This is a genomic window from Haloferax prahovense, from assembly GCF_000723845.1.
Taxonomy (GTDB): Archaea; Halobacteriota; Halobacteria; order Halobacteriales; family Haloferacaceae; genus Haloferax; species Haloferax prahovense.
In genome coordinates this window covers 2,802,244-2,817,129 of sequence record NZ_LK053000.1, presented here as the reverse complement: position 1 = coordinate 2,817,129, position 14,886 = coordinate 2,802,244, and the positions used below count along the sequence as shown (strand labels likewise).

Annotated in this window: 15 protein-coding genes; 7 read left to right on the top strand and 8 right to left on the bottom strand. The window is 67.6% G+C overall.

Going from position 1 to position 14,886, the window contains the following annotated elements; all coding sequences use genetic code 11:
- Nucleotides 1-156 precede the first annotated feature (156 nt).
- The 3 genes from dhaK to dhaM all read left to right on the top strand — a co-directional run bounded on the left by dhaK (nucleotide 157) and on the right by dhaM (nucleotide 2,351).
- Entirely contained in the window at nucleotides 157-1,155 is a 999-nt protein-coding gene (dhaK, locus tag BN984_RS14210; protein ID WP_004976917.1) for a dihydroxyacetone kinase subunit DhaK, read from the top strand.
- Nucleotides 1,156-1,269: 114 nt separating this feature from the next.
- Nucleotides 1,270-1,968 carry a dihydroxyacetone kinase subunit DhaL gene (gene dhaL, locus BN984_RS14205; RefSeq protein ID WP_008093436.1) on the top strand — a complete coding sequence of 233 codons (699 nt, stop codon included), beginning with the start codon at nucleotides 1,270-1,272 and terminating at the stop codon, nucleotides 1,966-1,968.
- Nucleotides 1,965-2,351 (top strand): dihydroxyacetone kinase phosphoryl donor subunit DhaM, encoded by a 387-nt coding sequence (gene dhaM, locus BN984_RS14200; protein WP_004976921.1) that lies wholly within the window; start codon nucleotides 1,965-1,967, stop codon nucleotides 2,349-2,351. Before dhaL ends, dhaM begins: the two co-directional genes overlap by 4 nt.
- Before the next feature lie 82 nt (nucleotides 2,352-2,433).
- Here dhaM and ptsH1 read toward each other — a convergent pair whose 3' ends face one another.
- The 6 genes from ptsH1 to glpA form a co-directional block, all read right to left on the bottom strand.
- Nucleotides 2,434-2,709 carry a phosphocarrier protein HPr gene (gene ptsH1 / locus BN984_RS14195; protein ID WP_004976923.1) on the bottom strand — a complete coding sequence of 92 codons (276 nt, stop codon included), beginning with the start codon at nucleotides 2,707-2,709 and terminating at the stop codon, nucleotides 2,434-2,436.
- 100 nt (nucleotides 2,710-2,809) lie between these two features.
- On the bottom strand, nucleotides 2,810-3,874 hold the full coding sequence (locus BN984_RS14190) for a hypothetical protein (protein WP_049968481.1): 1,065 nt from the start codon (nucleotides 3,872-3,874) through the stop codon (nucleotides 2,810-2,812).
- A gap of 3 nt (nucleotides 3,875-3,877) precedes the next feature.
- Complete coding sequence (gene glpK, locus BN984_RS14185; protein ID WP_008093431.1) at nucleotides 3,878-5,410, bottom strand: glycerol kinase GlpK; 1,533 nt, start codon at nucleotides 5,408-5,410, stop codon at nucleotides 3,878-3,880.
- Nucleotides 5,411-5,773: 363 nt separating this feature from the next.
- Nucleotides 5,774-7,084, bottom strand: a complete 1,311-nt coding sequence (locus BN984_RS14180) for an anaerobic glycerol-3-phosphate dehydrogenase subunit C (RefSeq protein ID WP_008093429.1) — start codon at nucleotides 7,082-7,084, stop codon at nucleotides 5,774-5,776.
- Entirely contained in the window at nucleotides 7,081-8,349 is a 1,269-nt protein-coding gene (glpB, locus tag BN984_RS14175; protein WP_049968637.1) for a glycerol-3-phosphate dehydrogenase subunit GlpB, read from the bottom strand. The genes BN984_RS14180 and glpB overlap by 4 nt, the downstream gene beginning before the upstream one ends.
- Nucleotides 8,336-10,120, bottom strand: coding sequence for an anaerobic glycerol-3-phosphate dehydrogenase subunit GlpA (gene glpA, locus BN984_RS14170; RefSeq protein ID WP_049968480.1), 1,785 nt, complete (start codon nucleotides 10,118-10,120; stop codon nucleotides 8,336-8,338). The genes glpB and glpA overlap by 14 nt, the downstream gene beginning before the upstream one ends.
- Nucleotides 10,121-10,475: 355 nt before the next feature.
- Between glpA and BN984_RS14165 the strand changes: the two genes are divergently transcribed.
- Nucleotides 10,476-11,678, top strand: a complete 1,203-nt coding sequence (locus BN984_RS14165) for a Cdc6/Cdc18 family protein (RefSeq protein ID WP_008093424.1) — start codon at nucleotides 10,476-10,478, stop codon at nucleotides 11,676-11,678.
- A gap of 138 nt (nucleotides 11,679-11,816) precedes the next feature.
- Nucleotides 11,817-12,497, top strand: coding sequence for a phosphoglycolate phosphatase (locus tag BN984_RS14160; protein WP_049968479.1), 681 nt, complete (start codon nucleotides 11,817-11,819; stop codon nucleotides 12,495-12,497).
- Between the two features lie 31 nt (nucleotides 12,498-12,528).
- Here BN984_RS14160 and BN984_RS14155 read toward each other — a convergent pair whose 3' ends face one another.
- Nucleotides 12,529-12,717, bottom strand: coding sequence for an HEWD family protein (locus BN984_RS14155; protein WP_008093420.1), 189 nt, complete (start codon nucleotides 12,715-12,717; stop codon nucleotides 12,529-12,531).
- Between the two features lie 177 nt (nucleotides 12,718-12,894).
- Here BN984_RS14155 and BN984_RS14150 point away from each other — a divergent pair, with 177 nt between their 5' ends.
- Together BN984_RS14150 and BN984_RS19125 are read left to right on the top strand one after the other, a co-directional pair.
- The gene (locus BN984_RS14150) at nucleotides 12,895-13,449 is read left to right on the top strand and encodes a class I SAM-dependent methyltransferase (RefSeq protein WP_049968478.1); all 555 of its coding nucleotides are present in this window, start codon (nucleotides 12,895-12,897) and stop codon (nucleotides 13,447-13,449) included.
- 181 nt (nucleotides 13,450-13,630) lie between these two features.
- Nucleotides 13,631-13,786 (top strand): rubrerythrin-like domain-containing protein, encoded by a 156-nt coding sequence (locus BN984_RS19125; protein ID WP_008093418.1) that lies wholly within the window; start codon nucleotides 13,631-13,633, stop codon nucleotides 13,784-13,786.
- 101 nt (nucleotides 13,787-13,887) lie between these two features.
- Here BN984_RS19125 and BN984_RS14145 read toward each other — a convergent pair whose 3' ends face one another.
- The gene (locus BN984_RS14145; RefSeq protein ID WP_008093417.1) at nucleotides 13,888-14,856 is read right to left on the bottom strand and encodes a DUF368 domain-containing protein; all 969 of its coding nucleotides are present in this window, start codon (nucleotides 14,854-14,856) and stop codon (nucleotides 13,888-13,890) included.
- Nucleotides 14,857-14,886: the final 30 nt, after the last annotated feature.

Below are 14,886 nucleotides of genomic sequence, written 5' to 3'. Positions count from 1 at the left end.
CGGCTGGCGTTCGGCCGGCGTTCGATCGCGGCCCGGCCGTCGCCGACCACCCGCGAAATAGTGGGTGACGTAACCCGATTTTTCGCAGACGACGCCGGCTTCGACTTCCGGCTGACCAACACTTTTGGCCTTATCGACCGTGAGGGACTGTGAGTCATGAAGAAACTCATCAACGAACCCGGAGCGGTCGTAGACGAGATGCTCGACGGGATGGTCGCGGCGCACCCCGAACTGCGCCGGCTCGACGGCACGAACGTCCTCGTCCGCGGCGACGCGCCGGTCGATGGGAAGGTCGCGGTCGTCTCCGGCGGCGGGTCGGGCCACGAGCCGACGCACGCGGGCTATCTCGGCGAGGGGATGCTCGACGGCGCGGCGGCGGGTGAGGTCTTCACCTCGCCGACGGCCGACCAGTTGAACGAGATGATTCAGGCCACGGACGCGGGCGAGGGCGTCCTCTGCGTCGTCAAGAACTACGAGGGCGACGTGATGAACTTCGACACCGCCGCCGAGATGGCCGCCATGGAGGGCGTCGAGGTCGAGCAGGTCGTCGTCAACGACGACGTGGCCGTCGAGGACTCGCTGTACACGTCGGGTCGTCGCGGCGTCGCGGGCACCATCTTCGTCCACAAGTGCGCCGGCGCGAAGGCCGCCGCGGGCGGCGACCTCGAAGCGGTCACAGCCGTCGCCGAGAAGGTCGTCGACAACGTGCGCACGATGGGGATGGCCCTCACCTCCTGTGTCACGCCGGAGAAGGGCGAACCGACGTTCGACCTCGGCGAGGACGAAATCGAACTCGGTATCGGCATCCACGGCGAGCCGGGAACCGAGCGCGCCGACATCATGAGCGCCGACGAGATAACCGAACACCTGACCGAGAACGTCCTCGACGACCTCGAACTCGACGAGGGCGAGGAGGTCGTGACGATGGTCAACGGCATGGGCGGCACGCCGCTGTCGGAGCTGTACATCGTCAACCGTAAGCTCCAGTCCATCCTCGACGACCGCGGCATCGAGACGTGGGACGCGTGGGTCGGCGACTACATGACCTCGCTCGACATGATGGGTTGTTCGGTCTCCGTACTCCGCGTCGACGACGAGCTGAAGGAACTGCTCGGCGCGCCCGCGGAGACGCCCGGCCTGACCGTCACCGAGTAAGCGGCGACGCTCGCCGAGCACGCTCGGGGACGACTCCCGACGCGTCCACCGATTTTTCGCGGCAGAACAGTCCCGCGGGACAAGGGATTAACGACAGGCCGACGAAGGACAGCCATGGCTGACGCAGAGACACAACGCGAAGCGGTGCTGGACGCGCTCGACAACGTCGCCGAGCGCCTCGCCGAGGAGAAGGAGTACCTCACGGACCTCGACTCCGCCATCGGCGACGCCGACCACGGCGCGAACATGGAGCGCGGCTTCGGCAAGGCCGCCGACAAGCGCGACGAGTTCGCCGAGATGGAGCCGAACGAGGTCGTCAAGAACGTCGGGACGACGCTCATCTCGAACGTCGGCGGGGCCTCCGGCCCTCTCTACGGCGGCTCTATCATGTTCGCCAGTCAGGAACTCGAAGGCGGCATCACCGCCGAGACTTCGGTGGCGTTCGCGGAGGCGTACCTCGACAAGGTCAAGGACCGCGGCGGCGCGCAGGTCGGCGCGAAGACGATGGTCGACGCGCTCGTCCCCGCCGTCCACACCTACAAGAAGTCCATCGAGCAGGACGACCTCCCGCCGCTCGAAGCCCTCGCCAAGGCCGTCGACGCGGCCGAGCGCGGTGTCGCCTTCACAGTCCCCATCAAGGCGATGAAGGGCCGCGCGTCGTTCCTCGACTGGCGCTCGGTCGGCCATCAGGACCCCGGCGCGACGAGCACGTTGTTCATCCTCGAAGAGCTGCTTGAGACGGCCGAGGAGTACCTCGACGGCGAGGTCGACCGCGACGCTCGGGCCGAAGACGCTGTCGGGAGAGCGGAATGATTGGCCTCGTCGTCGTCTCGCACAGCGCAAAGGCGGCCGAGGGAATCGCTGAGGTCGCCGCGCAGATGGGCGGCGGCAACGCCCGAATCGTTCCCGCTGGCGGCGACGAGGACGGCATCGGAACCTCGCCGGACCGCATCCGCGAGGGCATCGAGGAGGCCGACGACGGCGACGGCGTCGTCGTCCTCGTGGACCTCGGCAGCGCCGTGATGAACGCGGAACTCGCCATCGAGATGGCGACGGACTCCGAGGCGGTCATCGCCGACGCGCCGATTCTGGAGGGGACGCTCAACGCGGCCGTCGAGACGACGAGCAAGAAGGCGACGCTCGACTCGGTCGTCGAGCGCGCCGAGGACGCCCGCGACTACCGGAAGCTGAACTGAGCGGCCGGCTGGCGACCCGGCCGCAGTCGGCGACGCGTGCGGAAAAAGACACCGCCGCGGGGCGGACCCGGACCGGCGTTTCCTATTCTTCGTCGCCGGCTTCGGGCGTCGAGAGCACTGCTTCGAGGGCGTCGAGCGCCGCTTCCGCGTCGTCGCCCTCTGCGACGAGGCGAATCTCCTCGCCGTGACCGACGCCGAGGCCGGTGACCGCGAGCATGCTGGCGGCGGGGACGAGGTCGTCCTCGTCGGCGCGGCCGAGCTGTACGTCGGCGTCGAAGGAGTTCGCGGTCTCGACGAACTGGGAGGCGGGACGGGCGTGGAGGCCGTCTTTCGGGACGACGGCGACGATGCGTTCCATACGTTCGGTATCGACCGGGGAGCGTTATCGCTACCGGTTGCGGAACGCGTCGCAGAAAAATTGTGAACGACGTGTGCGGGGCCGGGGGCGTCCGGGGCGGTTAGAGCCCGAGGTACGCCGAGTTGGGGATGGCCCCGAGCAGGAACAGCACGCCGATGAGCAGCGAGTAGATGGTAATCGACATCGCCGGTGGGTCCACGTGCGTTCCGGAGTGCGCGTAGGCCACGCGCTGGGTGACCTCGCCGAGCAGCGCGCCGATGAGACCACCGACCGCGGCGGCGACGATGATGAGCGGTTCGCTCCCGCCGACCATCGGGGCGGCGACGGCTCCGAACGCCGACCCACCGAGAGTGATGTGGTGGGTGACGGGTATCTTCTCGACGCCGAGGTTCAAGAACAGCAGGCTGGCCGCGGAGATACCGTAGGCGAGGAAGAAGCTCTCCGTGATGAGCCACGTCCAGCCGCCGAGGATACCGGCTCCGAGACCGATGACAACGATGTTGACCCACTTGTACTGGTGGGGGAGCCACGGTTCGGTCGCGGGCCGGCCGCTCCCGTCGCCGCGCATCGTTCCCTTCTCGAACGGCGACATGTCGAGGAGGCCGCTGCCGGCGGGCGAGCCGATGAGCGGGTAGCCGAAGGCGATACGCGCGATGAACGCCGTCGTCATGACGGACAGTGCGACGCTGTCGAGCGGGAGGCCGATACCGCCGGCGACGCGGGAGATGAGGAGCCCGAGGACGCCGAAGAGGCCGCCGACTGCGAGGATGTCGGGCTGCGTGCCGAACGCGTACGTGATGTCCTTACCGAAGTGGTAGCCGCCCTCGCTGGGGTCCATGTCCGCGTACCGCTTGCCCGCGTAGGCGCTGGCGGCGACGCCGCCGGCGAAGGCGATGTGCGGGCCGACGAACGGGCCGAACCCGATACTGCCGGTGATACCCGTGCCGAGTTCACCTGCGGTGATGAGGTCGGCTCCTTCGAACTGTCGGATGACGATGCCCGCCGTCTCGCCGAGCAGCACGACGAAGCCGGTGAAGATGAACGACGGCAGTGCGCCGATGGCCGCGCCGAACATACCGCCCGCGAACGCCGCGAGCAGGAGGACGACGAATCGTTCGGCGCTGACGCCGATGACCGGAATCTGGAGTGCGAATGTTTCGAACACGAGTTACTCCTCCCGGGCCCAGTCGAGCGAGCGGTCGACGGCCTCTTTCCAGCGGCCGTAGCGCGCTTCGACGTTCTGTGGGTCTTTCGGGGCGAACTCGCGGTCGACCTGCCAGTTCTCGCGGAGTTCGTCGAGCGTCTCCCAGTAGCCGACGGCGAGGCCGGCGGCGTAGGCCGCGCCGAGGGCGGTCGTCTCGTCGACCTGCGGGCGGACGATCTCCGTGTCGAGGATGTTCGACTGGAGCTGACAGAGGAAGTTGTTCTTGACCGCGCCGCCGTCGACGCGGAGGCTGGAGAGGTCGATGTCGCTGTCGGACTCCATCGCCTCGGCCACGTCGCGCGTCTGGAACGCGATGGACTCGAGCGTCGCGCGGACGATGTGCTCGCGGCGGGTGCCGCGGGTCATGCCGACGATGGTGCCGCGGGCGCGCTGGTCCCAGTGGGGCGCGCCGAGGCCCGTGAACGCGGGGACGAAGTAGACGCCGTCGGTGGACTCGACCGACCGAGCGAGCTTCTCGGACTCGGCGGCGTTGTCGATGAGCGTCATGTCTTCGAGCCACTCGATTGCCGCGCCGGTGATGAAGATGGAGCCTTCGAGGGCGTACTGGACCGGCTCACCGGAGCGCTGGAAGCCGACGGTGGTGAGGAGGCCGTGTTCGGACATGACCGCCTCTTCGCCGGTGTTCATCAGCATGAACGAACCGGTACCGTAGGTGTTCTTCGCGTCGCCGGCGTCGAAACAGGTCTGGCCGAACAGCGCGGCCTGCTGGTCGCCGAGCGCGCCGGCGACGGGGACTTCCGCGCCGAGGAAGCTGTCCGCGTCGGTCTCGCCGTAGTGGTCGTCGTCGGACGACGGGCGGACCTCGGGGAGAAGTTCGCGCGGGACGTTGAATTCCTCTAAGAGTTCGTCGTCCCACTCCATGTCGTGGATGTTGAACAGCATGGTCCGCGACGCGTTCGTCACGTCCGTGATGTGGTTCCCCGTCAGATTGTAGATGAGCCACGTGTCGATGGTCCCGAAGGCGAGTTCGCCGTCGGCGGCGCGGTCTCGGATATCTTCGGGTCGGGAGCGCTGGAGCTTGATGGGGTCGGAGTTGTCCAGCAGCCACTCGGCTTTCGTCGCGGAGAAGTACGCGTCGGGCTCGAGACCCGTCTTCGCGCGTACGTCGTCGGTCTTGCCGTCCGCCTCGAGCGTCTCGATGCGGTCGGTCGTCCGACGGTCCTGCCAGACGATGGCGTTGTGAATCGGCTGTCCGGTCTCACGGTCCCAGATGAGCGTCGTCTCGCGCTGGTTCGTGATACCGATGGCTTCCAACTGCTCGGCGTCGAGTCCGGCGCTTCCGAGCGCCGCATCGATGACTTTCTTCGTGTTCTCCCAAATCTCGTTCGCGTCGTGTTCGACCCAACCGGGCTCTGGGTAGATCTGTTCGTGCTTCTCGTAGGCGTTGGCGACCACCTTGCCGTCGTGGTCGAACACCATGAACCGCGTGCCTGTGGTACCCTGGTCGATGGCACCGACGTAAGTTTCTCCTGACATTTCTAACCAACCTCGATACGAACTCTCGGTGTGAGAGTCCTACCACTACAAACGTGTACAAATTATATGATAAATGTTTCTTTACTACTGGCCTGTATATTGTGGAGAATGAAATTGCATTACAAGGTCTGAAACACCAGAATATGGCGTCTACTATTTCACACGGGCACTATTTCACCCGTTTTAATCGAGGACAGAATCGGGCGGACAAAACGGACGATTCGGTCGAACGACGGACAAATCCGGTGATTAACAAGCAACAATCACCGGAAAGTCCCCGTCGAATCGGCGCGCGCGCCGAGCGCGACGGCGTTCGAGTGGTCCGGCGCTCGAACGAAGTCGTTCGTCAGCCGTGCGCGCGTGTCAGACCAACGCCTCTTCGAGGAGCTGGAGCGGGTGTTTGATGTCGTAGCCCGTTCCGTGCTCCATCTGCATCGAGCAGGTGGGGCACTCGGTCATGCCGACGTTCCCCTGCGCGTGCTCCATGTGGTCGAACATGTCCGCGCCGATCTGCATCGACTTGTCGTACTTCTCTTCCTTCCAGCCGTAGGTACCGGAGATGCCGGAACAGGAGTCGCCCACGTCCTCGATGTCGACACCGTCGAGCTGGCGGAACAGCTCGACCGCCTGCCGGTCGAGACCCTGATTGCGGCCGTGACACGGCGCGTGGTACGCGAACGACTGGTCCTCGACGGACGCTTCTCGAATCTCGCTTTCGAGGTCCTCGTGGATGCGCAGGTACTCGAGCGCCTCGTAGGTGTGCGCCGAGAGGTCCTCGATGCCGTCGATGTCGAACAGCTCGGGGTACTCCTGGCGGAGCGACATCGAACAGGAGGTACACGACGCGATGATGTCGTAGCCCTCGGGGATGAGCCCCGCGAAGTTCTCGACGTTGATGCCGGCGGCGCGCTTTGCGTCGTCGAGCATGCCGTTTGCGAACATCGGCGTCCCCGAACAGCGCTGTTTGGGGACGACGACCTCGTAGCCGAACGACTCGAAGAGGCGGACCATCGCCTTGCCCACCTCGGGTGTGTTGTAGTTGGAGTAACAGCCGTGGAAGTAGGCGACGCGCTTCTCCTCGGAGCGGACCTGCGGGCCGCCGCGTTCGTTCCACCACTCGCGGAACGTCTGGGTGGCGAACTCGGGGAAGTCGCGCTCGGCCGTGATGCCGAGCACCTTCTCGTTTATCTGCTGGACGACCGAGTTGCCCATGACGGCGTTCGCCAGCCGGGGGAACATGCTGCCCAACTGGGCGAGCGTGCCGTAGTTGGCGAGGATGCGGTTGCGGATGTACTCCCGCGAGAGCTTGTCCATCTCCTCGTCGACGTACTCGCCGCGGGCCGTGTTGTGCATCTGGCTGAGCGGGACGCCCGAGGGACAGGCGTCGTCACAGCGCATGCAGTTCGAACACGACATGATGGAGTCGTCGACGGCCTCGTCTTCCTTGCGCTTGAGCCGCCATTGCTCCGGGCCCTGGAACTTCGGCCCGGGGAACTCGTCGTCGACTTCCGCGACCGGGCAGGACACGTCGCAGGCGGTGCACTTGTAACAGTTGTCCGCGCCCGGTCGGAGGTCCATGTCGGTGCTGTCGGGGAACACCTCGACGGCCTCGAAGTCGTCTGTCTGTGCGTCGGGGGTCAGCGTCGGGTTGCCTGGGGATTCTGCGTCACTCATCTGGTTGCCTCCTCGCCCGCGAGTCGGCCGGCGACGGCACCCGTCGCCAAGGAGACGCCGCTCGCGGATTTCTCGCGCGCCACGTCGGCACCGCCGACGACGCCGCCCGCGGCGCGCAGGTTCTCGAAGTGCGGTTCGCCGTCTTCGTCGGTCGGTCGAAGTTCGGCGTCGGGGACGACGCCGAAGCGCGCGAACGCGTGGTCGCCGAACGCCTCGGGTTCGGACCAGTCGTAGCGGTCCTCGGGGTGCGGGACGTGACAGCCGAAGACGGGCTCAGTGACCGACTCTCGGTCGGAGTCGAGGCCCTTGCCGACGAGGCCGCCCGTGGCGAGGACGACCTGGTCGGCCGAGTAGGGTGTCGGCCGGCTCTTCTGGTCGACGATGACCGTCTCGACGCGGCCGTCTTCGGCCTCGAAGTCGACCGCCGGGTTGCCCGCCGAGATGCGGACGCCCGCCTCGTCGAGCGCGTCGAACAGCATGTCTTCGAGCTTGAGCCCGAGCAGGCTCGGCGGGCCGGTCGGCACCTCGAAGACGGGGACGCCGAGGCGGTCCGAAAGCTCCGCGCGGACGTCCTCGTCGTGGTCGTCGCCGAGCATCGCGGGGAAGCCGACGCGCGACTCGCCGTCCAGTTTCTCGGCGACCGTGTCGGCGACGACGGAGCGGACCGTGCCGCCGTCGACTTCCTCGTCGCGGTCGAGTGCCTTGGCGAACCGCGTCACCTTGGCGTCGGCGCGGAACCGCTTGGGGAACTCGACGGTGACGCCGCGGGCAGAAAACGGCACGCCGGCGGCCGTCAGGTGGTCGGCCGCGACGGGCGCGTCGAAGTCCGTGAGGCCCGCAAAGCCGACCAAGAGCATGTCGCCGGACGAACTGGCGAGACCGGGCGCGACCGACTCGGGGTAGCGCGCGGTCGGCTTCACCGCGCCGCCGTGGGTCATCACGAGCGCGTTCGAGTCCGTGTGGCCGCCGCGGTAGGCGTCGCCGACCGCCTCGTCGAAGATGCGGAGGCCGGCGCGGACGCCGTCCTCGCCGACGACGTGGTAGGGGTGACCCTCCGGGAGCGCGTCGAGGCCGGCGGAGGGGTCCGAGAGTGGACCGTCGCCGCCGGCGTAGCCGAGCACGTCGACGAGGCCGCTGGCCTGCCGGAGCGTGCTCTTCTTGTGGGCGAGCAGGCGCACGCGAGCGCTCGTCTCCGCGGCCGAGAGCGCGGCCGTGCAGGCGGCGATGCCGCCGCCGATGACGAGCACGTTGTCAGTTATCGCCATCGGCACCTCTGAGCGCGTCGTCGCCCGCGCGGTCGGTTCGCTCGCGGCCGCCGTCCGCGACCGCGCCGCCGGACGCGACGCCCGAGGCGTCGCCCTCCGAGGCACCGCCGTCGTCGAAGGCGGCGAAGTCGATGTCGGCGTCGGCCGCCGCGGGGTCCTCGTCGCGGTTCATCGTCGTCGCGTGGAGCATGTGCTTCAGCGCGGTCTGTGAGAGCTGCGTGCCCCACATCGCGTGGCGCTCTCCCTTCCAGCGCTCTTGGTAGAGGTCGTCGAGGGACGCGCGAATGGTCTCCTCGTCGTACTCGGGGGCGAGTTCGTTCGCCATCCGGTGACAGCAAATCGCGCCCTGACAGTTGCCCATCGAGGCGCGCGTCTGGATGCGCACGGAGTTGAGCTCCGTACCCGCGGTGTCGAGAGAGTCCTGAATCTCGGCGCGGGTGACGGCCTCGCACTCGCAGACGACCGGGTTGGGGTCGACGCTGTTGAGCACCTCGTCGGCGCGCGAGCCGAGCCGCTGGGCCGACCGGCGGCCGATGGGCGACCGCAGGCCGAAGTCGTCCATGTAGTCGCGGAGGACGGTGAAGTCCTCGCTGCCCGGCAGCGGCACGTCGGCGGTGCGGCACTCGGCCTCCACGTCGAGCTTCTCGCAGACGTGGTCCGAAATCTGCTCGGCCATCATCCGGTAGGTCGTGAGCTTGCCGCCGACGATACTCGTCATGCCCGGCAGGTCGTCGCGGTCGTCGTGGTCGAGCAGGAAGAACTCGCGGGTGATGTCCGTCGGGTCCTCCGTGCCGGTGCCCGGCGGCTCGTACAGCGGACGGACGCCCCAGAAGGAGCGAATCGTCCGCGCCTCGGCCAGCATGGGCACGAGCTCCGACAGCGTCTCTATCATCAGGTCGACCTCCCAGCCCTCCTCGGGGTAGTCCTCCGGGTCCTCGACCTCCTCGTCGGTCGTCCCGAGGATGCACGTCGTCTCGTGCGGGACGATGATGTCGGCGTCGCCCTTCGGCCGACAGCGGTTGACGACCGTGTCGACCTGCCGGGTGTTCATGATGGTCATGACGCCCTTCGACGGGCGGACTTCCACGTCGACGCCGGCGAGGTCACCGATTTGGCCGGCCCACGCGCCCGTCGCGTTGACGACGTAGTCGGCGCGGATTTCCTCGACTTCTCCGGGTTCGCCGTGGACGTAGGGCCCGGTGCCGGTCTGGTGGGTGACCTCGACGCCGACGACCTCGCCGTCCTCGACGAGCACGTCCGTGACCTCTGAGTGCGTCTCGATGCGCGCGCCGTGTTCGACGGCGCTCGCGGCGTTCGCCACGCAGAGGCGGAACGGGTCGACCGCGCCGTCCGGAACCTTGATGGCGCGCTTGATGTCCTTCGCGAGGTACGGCTCTATCTCGCGCGCCTCCTCGGCGGACAGCACCTCGGCGGGGATGCCGCACTCGCGACAGCCCTCCAGCTTCTTCTCGAAGTACTCGTCGGAGTCCTCGGGGCGCTGGACGAACAGCCCGCCCGTCATCTCGACGCAGTGGCCGGCGATTCGCCGCAGGACCCGGTTTTCCTCGATACACTCCTTGGCGGACGGCTGGTCCGACACCGCGTACCGGCCCCCGCTGTGGAGGAGTCCGTGCATCCGCCCCGTCGTCCCGTGTGTGAGATTCCCCTTCTCGACGAGGGTCACGTCCAGCCCGCGCATCGCGAGGTCGCGCGCGATGCCCGTGCCGGTCGACCCCCCGCCAATGACGAGGACGCTCGGCGATTTTTTCATCTGTCTTTCGTGAGGTAGGACCGACGGCACTTTATTTTACCTTCACTCGTCTCGCCCCCCGTTCGTCTCACGGAACGGACCACTTCGGCGACCGGATTGCCATCGTACTGGCCGTAGAATACCGTAGCTCGGCGTTTCTACGCCTATTCGAAACGACGACAATAATTCAAAATTATTGTTCTTATTAGTTACGTCCGGTGTGGGAATCCCGCCGGCAACGAACCTCTCAACTGGCTTTGAAGCGCCCCGGACGGCCGATTTTCGTGTTTCATGTTCTCATTTCTCAGGGGAGATGTCGGTAGTGGTCGATTTTTACGCGTGCGCCGGATACCGTCTGCTACGGACTTTCCACGCCATGCGCCTCGAAGACAGAATCACCAGGCGACGCCGCCGCGGCGGGACGAGACGGCGGCTCGTCCGGGACCTGAACGCGCTCGACCCGACGGTCCACCCCGACGAGCCGACCGGCCGCGGGCCGACGCTCGAACGCATCCTCGACCACCTCGACCCGGTGTTCGACGGCGACCTGCCGTCCGACGCCCACGTCCACGGACCGAAGGGAGCCGGGAAGTCGGCGGTCGTCGCGACGCTCTTCGGGCACCTCTCCAGCGCGCTCCCCTCTCAGCGGTCGGTCATCCACACCGCCACGCGCACCGCCGCCACACCGACGACCTCCTTCGCCTACGTCGACTCCCGCGACGCCTCGACCGAGTTCGCGCTTCTCCACGCGGCGCTCGACGCGCTCTGCGAGGAGCCGGTGCCATCGCAGGGCGTCGGCGTCGAGGCGCTTCGCGAGCGGCTCACAGACCGGGTCGCCCACGACGAACACGCGGTCGTCGCCGTCGACCACGTCGACGAACCGGAGACCTACCCCGCGGCGACGGCGGTCGAGACGCTCTCGTCGGTATCGCCGCACGTCTCGGTGCTCACCGTCGGCCGCGACCCTCGAAGCGACGCGAGCGAGCGCGACGACGGGGACGGAGCGACCGACGCCACCGACGCGGCGTCCATCGCGGTGCCGGCCTACGAGCGCCACAGCCTCGTGGATATCCTCGTCGCGCGCGCCTCGGACGGCGTCACCCGAAACGCGCTCCCGCACGAGGCGACGCGCGAGGTGGCCGAGTGGGCCGACGGCGACGCCCACGACGCGCTCTCGGCGCTCTACGGGGCGGCGACGCTCGCCGCCGCCGACGGCGGGGACGCCCTCGACACCGAGTACGTCTGCGCCGGCATCGACGCCGTCCCCGACGACGGCTGTTCGCTCGGCCGCGTGTTCGCGCTCCCCGAGAGTCGCCGGCGCGTCCTCCGGGCGTTCGTCGCGCTCGACGACGAAGAGACGGCCTCCGTCTCGGCGGCGACCGAGAACATCGCCGCGTCGCCGCGGGTGTCGCTGTCGCCCGCGACCATTCGGCGCGTCCTCTACGAGCTTTCTGACCTCGGCATCGTCCGCCGCGTCTCGGACTGCGACTCCACCGACGGGCCGGGCCGGCCGGCGACGCGGCCCATCCCGAACTTCTCGACGCTGGCGTTCCGCGGACTGGACGACGCCGAACGCTGAGCCGAGGGGGTGACGACCTGCGTGACCTTCGAGAACGGGACCTGCGTGACCCGCGAGAGCGACGACCCGCTCGGGCCGTCCTGCGGCGCGCTTCTCCCCGACCGCTGAATCTTTTTCCCCCGTCTCCCAACTCCGGGTATGGTTCCGCCGCTCGTACTCGACATCGACGGGACGCTCACCGACGCGCAGGGCCGCCTCGACCCGCGCGCGTTCGAGGTGCTCCCGACGTGGGACGCGCCCGTCATCCTCGCCACCGGCAAGGCGTTTCCCTACCCGGTCTCGCTGTGTCACTACCTCGGCCTCCCGCAGACCGTCATCGCGGAGAACGGCGGGGTCGTCCTCGCCGACGGCGAGGTGACGTTCACCGGTGACCGCGAGGCCGCGCAGGCCGCCGCCGACGAGTTCGTCGCGCGCGGCGGCGACCTCGGGTGGGACGCCGCTGACACCGCGAACCGCTGGCGCGAGACCGAACTCATCGCTCGTCTCGACGCCGACGAGGCGCTCCTCCGGGAAGTCGCAGACGAGTTCGACCTCGAAGTCATCGACACCGGCTTCGCCTACCACATCAAGACGCCGGGAGTGGAGAAGGGCGTCGGCCTCGAACGCGTCTGCGAGACGATTGACTACGACCCGGCGGACTTCGTCGCCGTCGGCGACAGCGTCAACGACGCCTCGACGTTCGCCGTCGTCGGCCGGTCGTTCGCCGTCGCCAACGCGGACGACGTGGCCAAGGACGCCGCCGACACCGTACTCGAACAGTCGTACATGGACGGCACGCTCTCGGTACTCGAATCGCTCCGGGAAGAAGACGCGGCGTAGCCGCCGGCCGCGCGCGCAGTTCGTCGGCGTCTCAGGCCGGCTCTTCGAAGGGAGCGAAGCGGCCGTTGATGTCCCACTCGTGGATGCAGTAGGGGCTTCCGACCCGTTTCTCGCCGTCCTCTTCGGCGACGACCCACGTCGCGGTGTCGTCGTCCCAGCGTTCCACCCGACCGCAGCGCTCGCAGACGCGTCGCGTCGGTCGTCGAAGTTGGGGTTCCATACGTGTGAGACTGACTGCCGGGCAAAAAAGCCCATCGCCGTCGGCAGTTTCGCGGTCGACCCGTCCGGTCCGCACCGCTCGCCACCGGAGCGAACCCACCGGGTCGGTTGTGCACACGACGAACACGCGTCTTCCGGAACCGATGGGACTTACGGGTCGGGGTGCGGAGTGATTCACATGGGCTTTCACACCTTCGACGCCGACAGGGCGGCGAAACTCGACGACCCCTCGCGGTTCCGATTCGTCTCCCGGGAGGAACTGCTCTCGCACCTCGGCGTCGCTCCCGACCGGGTCGTCGCCGACCTCGGCAGCGGCACCGGCTTTTTCACCGACGAGGTCGCGCCCCACGTCGGCACGCTCTACGCCGTGGACGTACAGGAGGTCATGCACGACTACTACCGCGAGAAGGGCGCGCCAGACAACGTCGAGTTCGTCACGGCCGACGTGGCGTCCCTGCCGTTCGACGACGACCACCTCGACGCCGCGTTCTCGACGATGACCTACCACGAGTTCGCCACCGACGACGCGCTCGCCGAACTCGCCCGCGTCGTTCGCCCCGGCGGCACCGTGGTCGTGGTCGATTGGTCCACATCCGGCTCGGGCGAGGACGGGCCGCCGCTCGACGAGCGGTTCGGCCTCGGCGACGCCGTCGACGCGCTCGAATCGGTCGGCTTCACGGTCACCCATGGCGAGACCCGACGCGAGACGTTTGTCTGCGTCGCCCGGCGCTGACGCGGCGGGGTCGGTGAAGCGCCACCGTCCTCCGAAATCCGGCAGAACTGAACAGTACGGTGTTCTGATGCGGATTCTATTTTCGGTCGGATCTCTTCTACGGCGTAGAATATTAACATACTAGAGTAATTTGGGGAATATCAGGACAATGCTTACCACGAAAACCATGGTAAAATATACCATGGCATTGCATAACTCAGTCATCGACGACTATCACCCGACAGAGGGGTACTACGAGTGTCGCTCCTGTCGCACGCGGACGGTCAGCGCGACCCACCTGTCGAAATGTCCCGACTGCGGGGGGTCGGTTCGTAACATCGCCGTCGCCCGCGAGTGAGATTCGCCGCCGCCCGCACGACTCCGTGAACGTATCGGTCCGAACAGACAGCCGACTTCCTTCTCACCGGGTCGCCGTGGCCACCCGCCGCGACGGCCCGCTCAGGATTCGATGATGCCCGTGTACCGGTCGACGAGTAGGACGACCGCCGCGCCGACGACCGCGGCCACGGCGAACGCGGCGTAGAGTTCGGTCGACCACGACCGGCCCGCGTCGACGAGCGCGTTGGTGCTCTCGACGACAGGGGCGCGGAGCGCCCCGACGATGAGGCTCACGAGGAACGCCAACGTCGCCCGTCGGTGGTGTTCGAGCGCCCAGCGGACGACGTGCGCGATGCTGAACAGGCCGACGACCGCCCCGAGCATGAACGTGATGACGACCGTCCCCGGTTCGACGATGACCGACAGCGATGCGCCGCCGGCGATGTCGATGAGGCGGTCGATGAACGTGTTGAGCGCCGCGTTCATGTACTCGTACTGGCCGAGAATCAACAGGAGAAGCGACCCCGAGACGCCGGGGAGAATCATCGCGCTGACGGCGATGCCGCCGGCGACCGCAATCGCCGGGAGCGAGTGCCCGAATGCGCCGCCGCTCCCGCCGGAGGCGACGAAGGCGATGACGAACCCGGTGACGGCGGCCGCGATTTGCCGCGGGCCGTCGAGCGAGACCTGCGCGTACAGGACGACCGCCGACGCGGCGATGAGCCCGAAGAAGAAGCCGTAGGTGGGGACCGGCGCGTCGTTGAGCGCGATGTGCAGCACGCGCATCACGGTCACGATGGCGGTGGCGATGCCCGCGCCGAGCGCGAGCAGGAAGCCGACATCGACCTCGCGCATCGCCGCGATTGCGTCGGCCCGGCGTCCCGGGACGACGACGCCGAGAGCGCGCTTGATTCGGCCGGGCGTGATGGCCGTCACCGCGCTGATGAGCCGTTCGTAGATGCCCGTGATGAGCGCGATGGTGCCGCCCGAGACGCCCGGCACGGCGTCGGCGGCACCCATACAGACGCCCTTCAGGTAGATGAGAAGCCACGAGAAACGGGATGTCGTCCCGTCTGAGTTCCTCGACATTTCGTTGTCGGATGCTCTCTCGGGAAGGAT

Coding starts and splice junctions, on each gene's coding strand:
- glpK (WP_008093431.1), bottom strand. CDS start 5,410: ATGTCAGGAGAAACTTACGTCGGTGCCATCGACCAGGGTACCACAGGC.
- glpA (WP_049968480.1), bottom strand. CDS start 10,120: ATGAAAAAATCGCCGAGCGTCCTCGTCATTGGCGGGGGGTCGACCGGC.
- ptsH1 (WP_004976923.1), bottom strand. CDS start 2,709: ATGGAACGCATCGTCGCCGTCGTCCCGAAAGACGGCCTCCACGCCCGT.
- BN984_RS14150 (WP_049968478.1), top strand. CDS start 12,895: ATGGGCTTTCACACCTTCGACGCCGACAGGGCGGCGAAACTCGACGAC.
- BN984_RS14180 (WP_008093429.1), bottom strand. CDS start 7,084: ATGAGTGACGCAGAATCCCCAGGCAACCCGACGCTGACCCCCGACGCA.
- BN984_RS14165 (WP_008093424.1), top strand. CDS start 10,476: ATGCGCCTCGAAGACAGAATCACCAGGCGACGCCGCCGCGGCGGGACG.
- dhaL (WP_008093436.1), top strand. CDS start 1,270: ATGGCTGACGCAGAGACACAACGCGAAGCGGTGCTGGACGCGCTCGAC.
- BN984_RS14155 (WP_008093420.1), bottom strand. CDS start 12,717: ATGGAACCCCAACTTCGACGACCGACGCGACGCGTCTGCGAGCGCTGC.
- glpB (WP_049968637.1), bottom strand. CDS start 8,349: ATGGCGATAACTGACAACGTGCTCGTCATCGGCGGCGGCATCGCCGCC.
- dhaK (WP_004976917.1), top strand. CDS start 157: ATGAAGAAACTCATCAACGAACCCGGAGCGGTCGTAGACGAGATGCTC.
- BN984_RS14160 (WP_049968479.1), top strand. CDS start 11,817: ATGGTTCCGCCGCTCGTACTCGACATCGACGGGACGCTCACCGACGCG.
- BN984_RS14145 (WP_008093417.1), bottom strand. CDS start 14,856: ATGTCGAGGAACTCAGACGGGACGACATCCCGTTTCTCGTGGCTTCTC.
- dhaM (WP_004976921.1), top strand. CDS start 1,965: ATGATTGGCCTCGTCGTCGTCTCGCACAGCGCAAAGGCGGCCGAGGGA.
- BN984_RS19125 (WP_008093418.1), top strand. CDS start 13,631: ATGGCATTGCATAACTCAGTCATCGACGACTATCACCCGACAGAGGGG.